This window comes from Marinobacterium aestuariivivens, from assembly GCF_042661465.1.
Classification (GTDB): domain Bacteria; phylum Pseudomonadota; class Gammaproteobacteria; order Pseudomonadales; family Balneatricaceae; genus Marinobacterium_A; species Marinobacterium_A aestuariivivens.
On the sequence record NZ_JBHSWE010000002.1, the window covers coordinates 352,929 to 368,197 of the forward strand.

The 15,269-nt window shown below is 54.6% G+C and carries 10 protein-coding genes and 1 pseudogene; 9 read left to right on the top strand and 2 right to left on the bottom strand.

The genetic code is table 11. From position 1 onward, the window contains the following. Window positions 1-17 precede the first annotated feature (17 nt). The 5 genes from ACFQDL_RS32555 (at window position 18) to ACFQDL_RS32575 (ending at window position 5,575) form a co-directional block, all read left to right on the top strand. Window positions 18-404: a hypothetical protein gene (locus tag ACFQDL_RS32555; RefSeq protein ID WP_379914166.1), complete on the top strand. Its 387-nt coding sequence runs from the start codon at window positions 18-20 to the stop codon at window positions 402-404. Window positions 405-876: 472 nt separating this feature from the next. Beyond that, window positions 877-2,526, top strand: a complete 1,650-nt coding sequence (locus ACFQDL_RS32560) for a DNA cytosine methyltransferase (RefSeq protein ID WP_379914168.1) — start codon at window positions 877-879, stop codon at window positions 2,524-2,526. A gap of 57 nt (window positions 2,527-2,583) precedes the next feature. Further along, window positions 2,584-3,015: a hypothetical protein gene (locus ACFQDL_RS32565; protein ID WP_379914170.1), complete on the top strand. Its 432-nt coding sequence runs from the start codon at window positions 2,584-2,586 to the stop codon at window positions 3,013-3,015. A 126-nt stretch (window positions 3,016-3,141) separates the two neighbouring features. Continuing rightward, window positions 3,142-3,507 carry a hypothetical protein gene (locus ACFQDL_RS32570; RefSeq protein ID WP_379914171.1) on the top strand — a complete coding sequence of 122 codons (366 nt, stop codon included), beginning with the start codon at window positions 3,142-3,144 and terminating at the stop codon, window positions 3,505-3,507. 220 nt (window positions 3,508-3,727) lie between these two features. After that, window positions 3,728-5,575: a phosphoadenosine phosphosulfate reductase domain-containing protein gene (locus tag ACFQDL_RS32575; RefSeq protein WP_379913550.1), complete on the top strand. Its 1,848-nt coding sequence runs from the start codon at window positions 3,728-3,730 to the stop codon at window positions 5,573-5,575. A gap of 230 nt (window positions 5,576-5,805) precedes the next feature. On the opposite strand, the gene ACFQDL_RS32580 is transcribed toward ACFQDL_RS32575, so the two are convergent. Next, window positions 5,806-5,943 carry a hypothetical protein gene (locus ACFQDL_RS32580; RefSeq protein WP_379913551.1) on the bottom strand — a complete coding sequence of 46 codons (138 nt, stop codon included), beginning with the start codon at window positions 5,941-5,943 and terminating at the stop codon, window positions 5,806-5,808. Window positions 5,944-6,120: 177 nt separating this feature from the next. Between ACFQDL_RS32580 and ACFQDL_RS32585 the strand changes: the two genes are divergently transcribed. Further along, window positions 6,121-7,170 (top strand): hypothetical protein, encoded by a 1,050-nt coding sequence (locus ACFQDL_RS32585; RefSeq protein WP_379913553.1) that lies wholly within the window; start codon window positions 6,121-6,123, stop codon window positions 7,168-7,170. A gap of 283 nt (window positions 7,171-7,453) precedes the next feature. Here ACFQDL_RS32585 and ACFQDL_RS32590 read toward each other — a convergent pair whose 3' ends face one another. After that, the gene (locus ACFQDL_RS32590; RefSeq protein WP_379914173.1) at window positions 7,454-8,806 is read right to left on the bottom strand and encodes a hypothetical protein; all 1,353 of its coding nucleotides are present in this window, start codon (window positions 8,804-8,806) and stop codon (window positions 7,454-7,456) included. 341 nt (window positions 8,807-9,147) lie between these two features. Here ACFQDL_RS32590 and ACFQDL_RS32595 point away from each other — a divergent pair, with 341 nt between their 5' ends. From ACFQDL_RS32595 to ACFQDL_RS32605, 3 genes and pseudogenes are all read left to right on the top strand, one after another. Further along, a complete protein-coding gene (locus ACFQDL_RS32595) occupies window positions 9,148-9,378 on the top strand; it encodes a hypothetical protein (protein ID WP_379913559.1) in 231 nt (76 codons plus the stop codon). A gap of 203 nt (window positions 9,379-9,581) precedes the next feature. Next, a pseudogene (locus ACFQDL_RS32600) lies at window positions 9,582-11,765 on the top strand (Ig-like domain-containing protein); the annotation flags it as partial. Between the two features lie 9 nt (window positions 11,766-11,774). Continuing rightward, window positions 11,775-15,173: a hypothetical protein gene (locus ACFQDL_RS32605; RefSeq protein WP_379914212.1), complete on the top strand. Its 3,399-nt coding sequence runs from the start codon at window positions 11,775-11,777 to the stop codon at window positions 15,171-15,173. The last annotated feature ends 96 nt before the right edge of the window (window positions 15,174-15,269 follow it).

The window sequence follows — 15,269 nt, forward strand, 5'->3', positions numbered from 1 at the left end:
AGGGCTCGGAGGTAGACATGTCTAACCTTTCGGCCCTGGTAGGGGCCATTCTGTTTGCCTGGCTGCCGGAGGACGAGCATCCCCATCGACCAGGCCCCAAGTTCCGACCGGTACTTGTAGTTGACGCCGATCCATCTGGAAAACGCCTCTGTCTGGCCTATGGCACGAGTCAGCGGGTGGAGCAGAACGGGAAAGGTGAAATTACGTTCCGAAAGGACGAAATCGAGGGTTTGAGCAAAGACACGAAGTTCTGCATAGGGAAAACCAAGTGGATTCCCCTGTCGGCTGAGTACCTTTCTCGAACCAAGAAAAATGCTGGTGGACTAGCAGTCCTTGGATTCATCCCGCAGAAGCGTTCCAGAGAACTTCAGATGAGGATAGAAGAGGTCACCGGTATCCAATAACCCTTGCGGAAGGTCTGCCCCGTAAGGGCAGCCTCCCGGTTCACTCTGGAGAGTGCTATGAAAAAAATCGCCTGTTTCGCAAATCCTGTTTCGGTTATTTAGCGAGCGCCAACTAGCGGTGTATTCGGTAGTTCGAAGTTCGTTGGTGACAAGAAAGGGTTTGTCCAGAGAGTTATAACAAAGTGGTACTGCAACCCTGGGAACACCATTCCTGTTGAGTCGCTAGCCCACATTGAGCAAGCTGAAAAGCTTTATGACTTTTACTTGGAATATCGGAAGGTGGTGGAGAAAACCGGTGAAAACATCGGCGCTGTTCTCCATAAACTGATGACAACAGGCTCTATCGAAGACGCTTCAGCGCTGCTCTCAATGGACGCGGACTGATGCCCAAGTTGCGTTTGTAACGCAAAAGCCCAGCGGGCCACCTGTCCCGCTGGGAACAGGTGGCCCTTCAATCTTTGGAGGAAAACCTATGGCTACTATCGTCAATACAAGACTCGGTGAGCACCGTGGCAAAAAGCGCGTCTGGCTAGAAGGCCAGAAGCTGGTCCGTGAAGGCTACCGTCCTGGCATGAAGTATGACCTGGAAGTAAAAGATTCTCAGGTTCTGCTTCATGTTAAAGAGGCTGGGAAGTTTACTGTCAGCAAGCGTGAACGGAATGGCCGCGTTTCGCCGATCATTGACCTGACGGTACAGGAGCTGGCGGACATCTTCGATGGCGTCGAGATGCTCCGAGTCGCAATCAAGAGCGGCAAGATCGTCATATCTTCCCATCACCAGCAGCAGCGGGTAAAGGAGCGGGTAGAACGGTTGGTCAGCAAGCTGGAGAAGGGTGAGCCCCTATCGGTATGCAGCCTCTTTCATGGAGGCGGCGTAGTAGACAAGGCTCTCCACAAAGGCTTATGGGAGGCCGGAATTACCAGCAAGGTTGCCGTGGCTGTCGAGATGGAAGGCAAGTACCTGGATTCGTCTCTTCGGAACAACCCGGAGCTGTGGGATGACAATTCCATGGTGATCGAATCACCGATCCAGGCTGTCAACATGAACCGGAATCCCCCGCAGGTGGACCTGTTGATTGCAGGTATTCCATGTACGGGAGCATCGAAGTCAGGACGTAGCAAGAATATGCTGGAGTTTGCCGAATCGCATGATGAGGCAGGCGCACTTTTCTTCAACTTTCTGCAATTCGTCGAAGTTCTCAATCCCTCTATCGTCATCGCCGAGAACGTTCCCGAGTACGTGAATACTGCCTCAATGGAGGTGATCCGTTCGGTGCTGGGGTCTCTTGGATATACCCTTCAAGAACGTATCCTCGATGGGAATGAGTTTGGAGTACTGGAGAAACGGAAACGGCTTTGCGCCGTAGCCGTATCGAAAGGCATTGAGGGGTTTGAGCTCGAAAATGTCATGCCGGTGCGGGAGAAAGAGGCTTGTCTGAACGACATCCTGGAGCCTGTGGCGCCCGACTCCGACCGATTTAAGTCCTTCGACTACTTGGCTAACAAGGAGAAACGAGACAAAGCCGCTGGGAAAGGGTTCGCTCGTCAGCTTCTGACTGGTGAAGAAACGTTCTGCGGCACTATCGGCAAAGCGTATGCGAAGTGCCGTAGCACCGAACCGTTCATCGTCAGCAAGCATAATCCTGAGCTGTCTCGCATCCTTACACCGATAGAGCACTGTCGTGTGAAAGGGATCCCAGAAGGGACCATCAATGGCCTGGCTGACACCACCGCCCACGAGATTCTGGGGCAGTCGGTTGTGTATCCCGCGTTCTTGGCGGTCGCCAAAGAACTTGGGAACAGCCTGTGGCGTTGGCGGAAACTCAAACCAGTGATGGTCGAGGTGCTGGATGTCGAGCAACCGGTAATCGGTGGTGAAGACTTCCATTGGGCCACAGCGCTGGTGGATGGAGAGGGCATTATTAAGCTCTCCCCAGCAGCAGAGGCGGTGGGAATGCCCATTAACTTCGACTTGGTGGATATGGGACGCAAGAGCAGCCACATCGCCTTCTATGACCCAGAGGGGAAACAAACCAGTTCAGATTACGAACCGTGCTACTACGTCCCGGCAGAACTCACTGTCGAGGGCAAGATCAAGGTTCCGGCTGAGCTGATCCACTGATACAGCCGGGGTGCCGCCGCAAGGTAGGTGCTCCGGCCCCATTATATGGAGGCCATCATGAAAATTGATACCGTAGTTCGCCTACCTATGGAGGACAGCGGTCTTCAGCACAGCATCGTCCGACTGAATAACCGTAACATCGACTCAAGAAGGGAAGATCGAAACCGTTTTTTTCGTCGAGAGCCGGTGATGATCGTAAACCCCGAGAGCAGAACCAAAGTTCTTCGATATGCGATGGGGAATCCGGGGCATCTCTCGATCCCGAAGTGCGCTGTAGCGTTAGACTACGATGCGGTCGATGCCTTAGGTATCCGGTCGAAAGACACAGTGAATCTGGAGGTTCGCAGAGCCAAACGCTGGGAAGTCTGGCAATGGTTCTGGTACCACCCAGATCAGAGTGTCCAACTGTCAATTAAGCTGGGCGTTGTTGGTGCCGTTTTGGGAATCATGGGATTCCTAAACGGCGTCATCCCTCTCATTCTGGGATAAAGCCAGTAACAGCCGGCATCGGGCAAAGTGAGTCCCGATGTGGGCTTCGCTTTGCCCTGCGTCATAACCCAAGGGGATCATGAAGCCCTCTTGGGCCGTGTTCTCCTGCTTTCATGGAGAAGGAGCATGCAAGATTCCATAAAGTTGAGAAACCCATACAGTTTGGATGAAACGCTTGAGAAGCTGCGTCACTATCTGACGGCTATTCAAAGGCCAGAAGCTCTCTCTCTGCTTGAAAAGGCTGACAGTAAAGCTAAGGCGGAGGAAGACTATGCTCGTCAAATGGAGTCAGCTCTGCTTAACGGCTCCACCATCGAATGCAGGGAGTTGTTCTCGGCGTTCGGTGACTACTGGGCCAGAACTCATGACGAAATTCCATGCTATCGGCATCATGATGCCGTAAACTTGATAGATAGCGCGATCTACCATATCAAACTGGGTGATAGCGAGGATGCCATTGAGTTTTTCAACTTGATGCACAACCAACCCTAGAGAGCTTGCCGCTTTCTGGGACACTACTTGATACCAAAAGCGCTGGGGGAGATCCCCCACGCTTTCCAAAAAGCCTAATCAGGAGAGGCTTTTTCGGAAAGTGCCATTGGCGCTTATGTGCGGTAGCTGGCCGCCACAAACAAACAGCATTCCATACTAACCCTACCGGGGGCCTGTCCCCTGATAGGGGCTAGCCTCCTCCTGAGTACTGGAGGCTATTATGAACATGATCGCTGTTTCCGCAGCGCCCAGAACAAATGCTGGACGCTTTTCAGAGATCATCGAGAAAGCTGAAAAGGCCATTGCCCAGATCGATGCTTTGTTCGAGCAGAACAGAACCATTCAGGTTGCGTGTAGCTTCGGCAAAGACTCATCCGCTGTTCTGGTCCTGGTCCTTGAGGCATTAAAGCGGCGTGTTGAACGTGGATCGCATTCGCAAACCATGTTTGTGTCACATGCTAATACTGGCATTGAAAACCCCGCGCTCGATATTTACGCTGAGGCAATGATGACTGAGCTTGATATGTTTGCAGCGCGATATCAACTCCCGGTAAAAGCCGTGAAGGTACAGCCCTCTCTTTCGGGGTCGTTTCAATATGCAACGATTGGTCGCGGCAAATTGCCGGTCTTTGTCGGAGCCCAGCGCTCGTGCAGCGTCGATTGGAAAATCAAACCACAAAGGAAAGCTGTTAAGCAATTGCTGAAGACCTTTCAAAATCCTGGGGATTTGGTAACACTGGTTGGAACCCGATTCTCAGAATCCAGATCTCGTGGTAACGCTATGCGTGAGCGTGGAGACAGTGCCACCAAAGTCACAGTGAATGACGATGGTAGTCTGAGCCAAGCTATTATTGCGGATTGGGAAGTGGACGATGTATGGATGCTGCTTATGGCCTGCGACAAAAATAGGGGAGGCGTCATACAGACATTTGTCGAGAACTTTAACTGGTGTTTGGATCTTTATCGAGATGCCAATGACGGAATGTGCGCCGTGATAACCGGAGATGGGGGGAATAAAGCTTCTTGTGGTGCGAGATTTGGCTGCGTATTTTGCACCGTGACAGGAGAGAAGGATCGTAGCTTAACGGCAATGATCGAAACTGATCCTAAGAAATATCGATACCTGAATGGTCTCAATGTTTTAAGGGATTTCTTGATTAAAACAAGGTGGGATATGTCCCGTCGCGATTGGTTAGGGCGTAGAGCTTCCCCTGCGGGATACATCGCTGTGACGGCGACGGCATATTCGGCAACGATGCGACGTGATCTGCTCCGTTACTTGCTCACGCTGGATATTGAAGAGGAGGAACGTGCGCTAGAGCATGACGGGCGTTTCACCACAGGTGAGATTGCTGATACAGAGGATAACCGAACATTATGCGGTCCGATGTTTCAGTTTATCACTCCCAAAATGCTTGTGGCCATCGACTTTGCCTGGTCAATGTCATTCGGAACAGACCATGCGTTTAGTGCATTAGCCGAGTGGTACGAAATTCGTGTCCTCGGAAAACGGTATCCGATTCCGGATATCGAGCCCTTCGAGCGAGGTGAAATTCCGTCAATACTTTGGTTTAAATTTGAGGAGTACGACTCCCCAGTTCATGAAGACGGCTTGATGGACTCTTATCTCGAAGCAACAAACAATAATCGCTATCCTGATCGACCACCAATGCGGACGATTCGAGACAAATACACCAACTCGAAACGCAGAATCGTGTATTACGAAGAAGCAGATGAGTTGACTGTAGATAGCATGGATGCGCTTCTTTTTGTTGATGAATTTGATAAAGAACTATATGACTTAGCAAAGAGCTTAACACCGAGTGATTCTGCAAAATTCTATCTTAATCGTGGTCTAGTCAAGCTAGCTAAGGGGCGTGCGCAGGACTACGATGAGATTCTCAGAAGAGCGCAGTATTGGACTCGGTTGCAAAGCAACCTCGGAGAAACTGATCTTCGAACCTTTGTCAGGCACCATAGCATCAGCGATGACGAGCACAGGGCTATTCTAGCGGAGCTGGAGCCCTCCAACGAGGAGGGTAGCGTAACCCTTGACTTGTTTAGCTGATATGTAAAGGCCCCCGCGAGTGGGGCCTTTTTTTGTGTGCGCCAGGCACGGCGCAAAGCGCCTTGACTGGCGCTGTTCCGGTACGCGTGGTGGCGGCATGATGACTTGGCGGTGAAAGTCCGCTATCGGCCCGGCAAGGGGAACGATTAGCCGAACGGCAAGGGTGTCCATCGCGAGATGAAATCTGAAGGAAACTGCAGGCGAAGCACTGGCCCGACGAACCCAGGCAATCAACACCACTGGCGGGATGATCGAGGCAGCGCTAAAAACTCAGTGATGGAGAATCCTACAACAATCACGATCAACGCGATCACGTACCAGCCGGCATCCTCTCGTCTCGCTGTACGATACAGCTCCTTCTCGCTCATTAATGATTTCCTTTTCTGTCATTCCCAACCACGCGACCTCCAGAACCACAATCACATACTATATGTGGTGATAGTCGCCGATTGACTAAGCACAACATGTAGTGGTAATGGTGCAGTTTCCGAGTAGCTGGTAGTTCCAAGGGAACGCTACTAGCCTGAATGCCGGAGGTGATTCATATGGAATGCTATCGGATCGATGAAAGCGGGTACACGGGGTTTGATCTGTTCAACCCCATACAACGCTTCCAGGGAGCCACGGCCATCGCTCTCAGTAATGAAGATGCTGAGTATCTAATCCGGCATTTTTTTCCTAAGCTGCAGGCAGCCGAATTGAAGTATCGGTCGCTTGTTAAGCGATCTTCCTACCGCCAGCCTCTTCTTGAACTAATCGGTACAGTGTTGTCACAGCATAAGTGTGTGACCTACGTTTGTAATAAACGCTACTTGTTAGTTCTGATGTTTTTGGACTATGCCGTAGAGCCTTTCTACTACGAACGCGGTTTTGACTTTTACGAGGATGGCCAAAATTACTCATTAGCCTCGCTGCTCTACACCGTTGGGCCGAGTCTATTTGGAAGAGAGGAGTTTGAGGCCTTACTGGCATCGTTTCAGCATGCCGTGAAGGTAAAGTCTGATAACTCGGTACGCGCCTTGGTAGAAGCGGCCAATCGCTTGAAGTGGCGAGAGCTGCCAGAAGCCTTGGGGCCGCTGGCGTATGCCTCGCCGGAATGCTTAGCTGCCATCGCAACACCGGGAGTAACTACAGACGCAGCTATGGTAGTACTGCAATCCCTGATAAGCCGAACGGAGATCATGTCGGACGGAGCGTATTGCATCGAACACGATGAGTCCAAGAACCTCCGGAACTATCACTCCTTACTTCAGCGGTTAATCGATCATCAGAATGAAATAGAGTTTAGGCAATCCGATATTGCGAGCATTAAATTCCCGCTCAAGCTGACCTCGGTCTCACAAGTGGATTCAAAGGTCAGTCCCGCCGTGCAGATTGCAGATGTCATGATTGGTGCGGCCATTGAGGCAGCAAACGGGCTGACTGGACTGCGTACCGCTTTGCTGGACCCAGAACATGTGATGTCGTTATACGCCGAACACCAGTTTATACATATGGTCCCGTCGATTGACTTTGAAGAACAGAAGCGACTCCGTCAAGGCACCCAGGCTTCAAAAGTAATCGACTACTTTGCCAAGAACTTCGGAGGGAAGTAGTAGGTGGATGAGTTATTTGGTCGGATCCGGAAAGGATATCGGTAATGTCATCACCTGCAGCAGGTTCCGAGGTCTCCTGCAGGCAACCTTGGGTCATGGGGTCTTCAGGTTATATAGCTTAATCCCACTTTGGCGTTAGATCGGCGTACGTTTGGTCTGTGGTACAGTGCGCGTCGATTCGCCTGCTTGGTAAGCAAGCTTGCGTATCGGTAGCCCATTCTCCTGGAAGAACGCCACAGCTGCCTCCAGCTGGTCTACAGCTTAAGTACCCGAACTCGTTGCCTTAATCAATAATGACAGACAGAATACCTTTTCCCCCTCCCGTATCCTCGACGGTCACGTTATAGGTGCCACGAGACGCTTTATCCTTAGGCTTGATCTGGAGGGTGGGGCCGAAGGGTGGTACGTGTTTGATTTCCAGAGCTGAGTCATCGTAACTGGAAACATAAGAGCCTGAACCGCCAGATATCTGTACTGACAGCAAAGGAGATTTGTCGTTACCGAAGGTAACTGTGGTAGGAACGAAGGTAATAGCCGTTCGTAGATTGGTCAGGTCTACACCACATGCTTCCGCCGATTGCTTGGGAATTTTTGGTGTATAGGTAGCAATTCCCAGTTCGACTTCGGCACTCATAGCGGCTAGTTCATTAAGGGAATTATCAAGATTGGATAATGCCTTGGCGAGGCCAGGTATCTCCGCCTTTTTTATCTCTGTTTCGGCACCGCCATTCTTGGTTTCACCTTCTGGACTATAGCCATGGGCTACGTACCCGCTCTCTAAGTGGGAATACATATCCAGAATGCCGCTGAGCGTACCTGGTAGCGCGCTCATGGATTGAATGGAGTCACCTAGGCCAGCATTTACGGAGGCATTGATTCGATTCACTGTGGCCACCAGTTCAAAGGGTGCATGATTGTAGGACGCGATGAGTTGTCCTGCAGTTGTGGCGGATGTCCGCGCCTCGTCAATGGACTGCCTCGCACTGGTAACCTTTGCTTTATCCAACTCCGTGAGTTTTGTAACCGTTTGGGTATTACTATCCAGCAGGACTTTCACTGTTTCAAGGTCCCTGCTGGTATATTTGATTTGTGTTCGGAGGTTTTTGACATCTGTGTCAAACTGTTTCATGTTGGCAGAGTTTGTCTGGAATGGGACCGACGCATCCACGGCGCACTGCACCGCCTTAATACCGAGGCCGTATATCTTGGTTCTCTCCGGTTGGGAGAGCCACTGTGACATACCATAAATAGCTGAGGCGCCGAGGGCGAAATCGGTCACATTAGTGGTGTGAGCATCGTTAATCGCAATGCCGGCAGTGTAGGCCGTAAGGGAGATTAGTCCTACCCCGCTCACAGAGGACAACATGGCTTGCTCGCCCATGTTTTCAACATACTTGGATTGAACTACATGGGCGCAATTCACTGCCTCTTGCATATCATTGGGCAAGGTCGAGCAAGGCTGCGATTCTTTATCCGGAGCCTTTGGGTCGACAAATTTCAACTCCGAGGAATTTACATACGGGTTAAGGAGACTGCAGGCTGTGAGATTGGTGCTGAGGGCCAAGATGATCATGCATGACCGCAGGGAAATCAGCGAAGGTACCCTCTTCATAACGGTTACTTCCTTGTAGTTCATTAAGTATAAGACCTAGCACTAGATCTAATTGCGGTCAATGTTTCTAGCATTTTGAGACGGTACCTGATACGACAAAAGCGATTAGATGGAACATTTGTGGGAGTTATGTGATTAGTTCCCGCTATTGTGACAAGACGCTGCGACATCTTCTGCAGCAGATTTCGAGCTACCGGCAGATCGAAAGGAAACTAGCGATGTGTACGCAGCCCAGGACGGATCGCCTTACATCACCTCTCATCGATGTGACTGTGTGTCGCTCTTGCCAGGTAGATCAAAGTGGTTGCGGCTGCAGACATCCACCGTGCGGGCACCCAGCCTTTCGGCGAATCAAGGAAGGAATTATGTGGGGATCCGTAACCGGCGATATCGTAGGTAGCATCTATGAGCACGCTGATCTGAGAGGGCATAACCTGCCGCCTCTCTCGAAAATTTCGCGCTTTACCGACGACACGGTGCTTACCGTGGCCACGGCCGAGACCCTGCTGAAAGGCAGCCACGACTATGCCAAGCACTACCTGAGATGGGGTTTCGCTATCCGCCAGGCGCTAAAGATGGGGTGCCCGGACGCTTAAATACAGATGGTGTGAGAATCAAGCTAGTAAGACAGGCTTGAGGCTGTTAGTGAAGAAGACGTGTCAATCTAGCACTTCCTTGCCTTTTCGCCCTAAAAGGGCAATTGGACGCCCGTGGGTTGAGGTGACTCTTCGGTAGCCTTGACGGTGGATTGATCCACCTTGCAAGGGAGAAACCGATGAAATCACTCAAACGCAGAGCAATGGCCATAGCAGGAGCGCTGGCGTTGCTGACTGGGGGAGCGGCCCATGCCGATCTTCTAGAGTATTCCTTCACGGGAACGGAGGGCACACAGCGTACCTTAAAGCCAAGTGCCGCCTACACCACTTACGCGAACCCAACCGGTGCCTTATTCTTCGCCTTGAGCGCAGGTGTTGATCGGAAAGTTCGGATTTCCATCCTGGAGCCCACTGGACAGGTGGTTAGCAGCGAGACCAGTCAGCTGCTGGGGGCAAACGACCGTATCACAGTGGGCGGCAATGAGTATTATGGGGCATTGTTATCGTTGTCTGCCCCGCCAGAAGGCGAATACCAGCTCAAGGCAGAAATTGTGTCCTCGCAAGGGGCTTCGATACAGACTGAAACTTTCAGCTTCGACATTGACGTGACACCGCCTCAGGTCGGAGGTGAGTTCTACTGGAAGCCCTGGCATGACTATCATCGGAAGAATACAGACGGGAACTGGATTGTGAGTTTCCCTCACGCGTCCGATGCTGGATTCACCGACGTTACAGACTCAGGCACGGGGGTCTACCGAGCTGAGTTCACTTCCGTTTATTTAGATGGTGAGAATGCAGGAAAGGTCTATGCTGATAAAGTTCCTGCCAACATAACTTCAGATGGAAGAGTAATAATCGGCAACGATACTCAGTCAAGTATCAATGGGAAGTATATGCCGCTATTCTGGGGTAAAATGCGTTGGCACTATGATATCTACGATAGAGCGGGTAATAAAACCCGAGCTTCGACGGATGTCTATGTTGCGACAAAGCATCCTCCTACGCCTCCAGAACCAGTGGCTGTATATACAGGAAAGTCTACAAGCTTCATGGGGCTGGATGGCTTTGAAGCATATCAGCCAGGAATTGATATCTACCACAACCCTGTACGGGTTATCTATCGAGTTCCTCGTTCAGAGTATTACGGCGGAGGTGGAGATGCCGATATTTACGGGGCTTGGGTCTATCCTCCCCATGGTGCCAATACATCTAAAGTTATCAGTTCAGACAGCGACTATCTCTATCTTGATATTGTGGGGGCTACCGATGGGAAACTGATAGATGTCACTAGAACCTACATTCATGGGCCGTCAGGCTACAGGCCCCATTTGTTCCGGCTCGCTGTTAACTTTGCAACTGATGATATTCGCCCGCCCGAACCGGTTAAGCTTGAAGCTTATATAAATGGGCTAGCGCAGTGGATCGGGTCCAACTATAACATCAGCAAAGGGCAGACAGGCGGCACTTCTGATGCCATTACGAAGATCAGGTTAACAGTTGAACCTAGACAGTATGTGCAGAAATTTTCCGTTAATCTCTCCAGAAATGGCAATACCTATCTCGGTGAGTGTGAGGTCCCATCAGGCGGAACTATCTGCTTGATCGATATTAATCTGCCGTTCCCAGGTGACGATGTCGATGTGCATCATGCACGATTTGTGGTTACTGATGAAACCGGGCAGCTAAGGAGTAGAGAGGTTGTTCCTGTCTGGCGGTACGACGGCTCACCAGCACAGATCACGCATGTGACTAAAACGCCGGAAGTAAAGTGGATACACTACAGAGTCAAGAATGACTACAAGCAGCGTGTCTGGAGTCAAAGCAAGGTGATTACACAGGATCTGATCTTTCTGAACAAGGGGACAGGTCAGGAAACAGTAATTAACCCATATTCTGAGACTGTAAAGCCAATCAGTGCAGAGGAGGATGAGTATTGGGCATCGTTCCACTATGACACTATGGCTGACGGGATATACGATGTCTTTGCTTATGTCGAGGATGGGTTTAATACGAGCTCATCCAATAAACAAAAGACGAGAATAATCCAGGACTTAACTGTTGATGCGACACCTCCACAAATAGCAATCACTATCCCTAATGGGAATTCTGTGGCGACACTGGATGAGATTACCATCGATGTGACAGATGCACTCACAGCTAAGCCAACAGTTACCACGGTCAACCTAAAAGGTGGTCCTGCATCGGACAACGTGTACTTAGCGGTTCGTGCCGTATCAGATACGCAGTACAAGCTGGAGTATCCGGTGATGTTCCCTTCCCTCAAGGCGGGAGAGGCGTACACCCTCTCTATCGAGGCAAAAGACGCGCAGCAAAACGTGGCCAAAGCGTCTGTCCGGTTCGACTATAGCCCTCGCCAGGTATCACTGGCGGACGGCATGGACGGCAAGCTGATGGTGCCTGCGGTGACGCAGGAGTTCCAGCGCCAGGGCGGTGGGGAGATCATCCAGACCGAGCCGCTCACGCTGTCGGACGGGGCCGTGGTCTCCGGTACCTATGATGTATTCGCGACCTTGCGCTCGGATGCGGAGGTGCCGCTGGTGGTCAACGGCATCCGCATCGAACCGGGCCAGACCATGAGCGTCATGAGCCAGCACAACTTTGCCAGCTCGGGCGGGCGCATCAACCTGCCGCTGCGGCCTGCGGTGGCCGGGGTCGAGGGCTCCTCGAACCTGCTGGTGATGACTTCGGCACCGAACTCTCCGGTGCTGGTGCTGGACGTGAACACCTGGGTCGGCAAAGCCAAATTGTCCGCCGAGAAGTGGGCGGTGCGCCAGGTCATCGATCCGGTGAGCATTACGGCCTCGCCGGAGGCCGGAGTGGTCTGCCGCCTGACCAGTGACGAGACCGCTGCCCGTGCAGCGGACCCGGTGCGCGACCCGGTGTGTCTGCTGGAGTGGGAGCAGACCCCGGATGAAGCGGAGCAGGTGGAGGCCGAGGCCGGAGGCCTGAAGCTGACCTCCCTGCAAGGGCAGGCGGTGGCGCTGGGCGAGCAGCCGGTGAGCTACAGCCTGTACCTGTTCAGCGGCGATGGCCGCAAGATCCGTGTCGGCGGTGGTGGTGACATCCTGACGGTGAGTTCGGCGTTCGGTGCCGTGGCGTACCAGCCGCTGGGTGAGCTGGCCGAGGTGTACCGGGTGATCCAGGACTTCGATGTGCGGATGAAGCAGACCCTGGGGCCAGCCTGCACCCTGACCCTGGATGCTCTCCAGGCGCAGGACGCGGCGCAGAACCGCCAGATCGGCAGCCGCAGTAATACCTGTCTGTTCGAGTGGATCGAGATCCCGGACGGGATGCAGCAGGATCCGTACTCGGAGAGCCCGAACCTGTTCGGTGCCCTGCGCGAGAAGCAGACGCACATGCTGCGCTGGCGCGTGAGCATCTTCACCCGCAACGGCACCCGCGTCACGCTGGCGACCGAGAGCCATGCCATCGAGGCGGTGGATCCCCCGGCGCCGGAGATCGGCATTCTGTCGGAATACCACTATGCCGACGATCTGTACATGGTGCCGATGGCAGGCGGCTATCTGGGAGACGCCATCATCGAGGGCGAGCTGACGCCGATGGACGTGCGGATGAGCCGCGACGGCGAGGAAACCACCCACGAGACCTTCCAGCCGGGGCATGGCGTCAGCCACAAGGTGTTCCGGCGCATGGTGACCGAGGCGGCGGACCTGTGGGATGAGACGGTGTTCAACATCGCGGCGGCCTACAACATCCTGCCGGAGGTTGGCACCGAGCAGCGGGTCCGGGCCGTGGCGGTACCGGGTTACGACATCGCACCGCAGATCGACGTGGACGTGAGCGAGGCGCTGGACACGGCACCGCTGCCGGTCACGGTGCGTATCGGCAACCGGCTGATGCCGGAGGCCGCTTACGACGCGGCCACGATGGGCGAATGGCAGCTCCGGCTGGTGCGGGAGGAGCGGTTCGACGAAGTGGTGCCGATGACCGACTACGTGGATGCGCCGACCGGCGAGGTGCAGTTCAACCTGGACCTGAGCGGTATCGAACGGGCCGTGCGCCTGGTGGCCCAGGCCCGCCTGAAGAGCCCGATCGAGGGCTACGAGCGGGTCGAGAGCAGTCAGCGGATGTTCCTGACGGTGCTACGCGGTGGCGCGATTGACGCCAGCTTGGAAGGTCGCCGCCTGTCGGGCGCGGCGCCGTTCGCGACGGTGTTGCAGCTGGCGCTGGAGAACCGGGCGGATACCGCTGCGACCGGTGACGTGATCTGGGAGGTCAGCGCCGATGGCGGCAGCAGCTGGGAGAGCCATCAGGCGAACGACCGTAATCGGTTCCGTTGGTACAAGACCTACGAGAAGGGCGAGTATCGGGTACGGGCGAAGGTGATCAACGTGAACTCGGGCGCGGAGTCGTACACCGAGACGCTGGAGGTGATCGCCTACGACGCGCCGCAGGTGACCATCGACGGGGCGCGGACCCTGTTCGTGGGCACCGAGGCCCGCTACACCGCGACGGCGACGGGGCCGGATGGTGCGCCGCTGGAGGGCGCGGTCATCAAGTGGACACAGGACCGGGGCGAGACCTTCTTCCACGAAGGGCCGACCCTGACCCTGCACAGCGATACCGCGCAACGGTTCAGCTTCGAGGCCTGGGTGCGCGATGCGACTGCCCCGGATGACGACCGCTATGCGTACACCCGCGAGCGGGCGTATGCGGACTTCCGTCCGGTGAAGGGGCCGCGCGTGTTCATGACCGGGCCACGGGTGATCGAGACCGGCAAGGCGTACGACTACCAGGTGCGCCTGAGCCCGCCGTACAAGGGCATGGACGTGGAGCTGGCGGGCTACTTCACGCTGCCGAACGGCGAGACCGTGGACGGCGAGACGCTGCGCTACAGCCCGACCGAAGCCGACCTGGCGGCGGGCAGTATGGCGCTGGGCTACACGGCCTGGGTGAAGGGCTACCGCGATGCCGGTACCGAGGCGAAGCAGGACATCCGGGCGCGGGTCTGGGAATACGTGTGGCCCGACTTCAACCTGCACCTGCGCAGCAGCGCGAGCATGGCGCCAGCGGAGGTGACGGCACGGGTGCGCGAGATCGCGTTCCGGGGCCAGCTGGACGCGCCGCAGTACCGCTGGGAGTTGCCGGAAGGAAACGGGTTCACGGTGACCGAGGACCGCTGGGACGACATGCGGGGGCTCCAGATCACGGCGCCGGGGACCTACCCGGTGCGGGTGACGATCAGCGATGCCCGAGGCAATGTGGCCGTGGTCGAAGGGACGCTGGAGATCGGCGAGGCCCCGCCGTATGAGGTGGCGATCACCTACAGTGCGTCGAACGACCACAGCCGGGAGCCGCTGGAGCTGCGGCTGCGCCCGTATGTGACGGGCGGGCATCCGCGAGACCGGGTGGTGGAGCGCCTCTACCAGGTGGATGGCGAGGCGGTCGAGAGCAGCGGCTACAGCGCCCGGACGGTGCTGGAGCAGGGCCGCCATGAGGTGAGCCTGACCATCCGTTCGCAGATGGGCAAGGAGGTCACCAAGACGATGACGGTGGACGTGGCGGAGAACCAGCCCCCGGTGTGCTCGATCCGCGTGGATGACGGCTACAGTTCCTGGCGGCTGTATGCGGAGTGCGAGGACGTGGACGGCGACATGGACGCCTTCGAGTGGAAGGTGAACGGCGAGCAGGTATCGGTGCAATCGAACCGCCTGACGTTGCTGAAGAGCAGCTACGACGACGCGCTGCCGCAGGTGGAGCTGGTTGGTTACGACGATGCGGGCGACCCGTCATCGAGCGTGACGGCCCGGTAACCTGAGCGCGGAGGCCCGGTTCACGCCGGGCCTTTTTCTTTCACATGTGAAAGATTTCGACAAAGAGGGCTATTCGACCCAAATGGGCAAATAGAG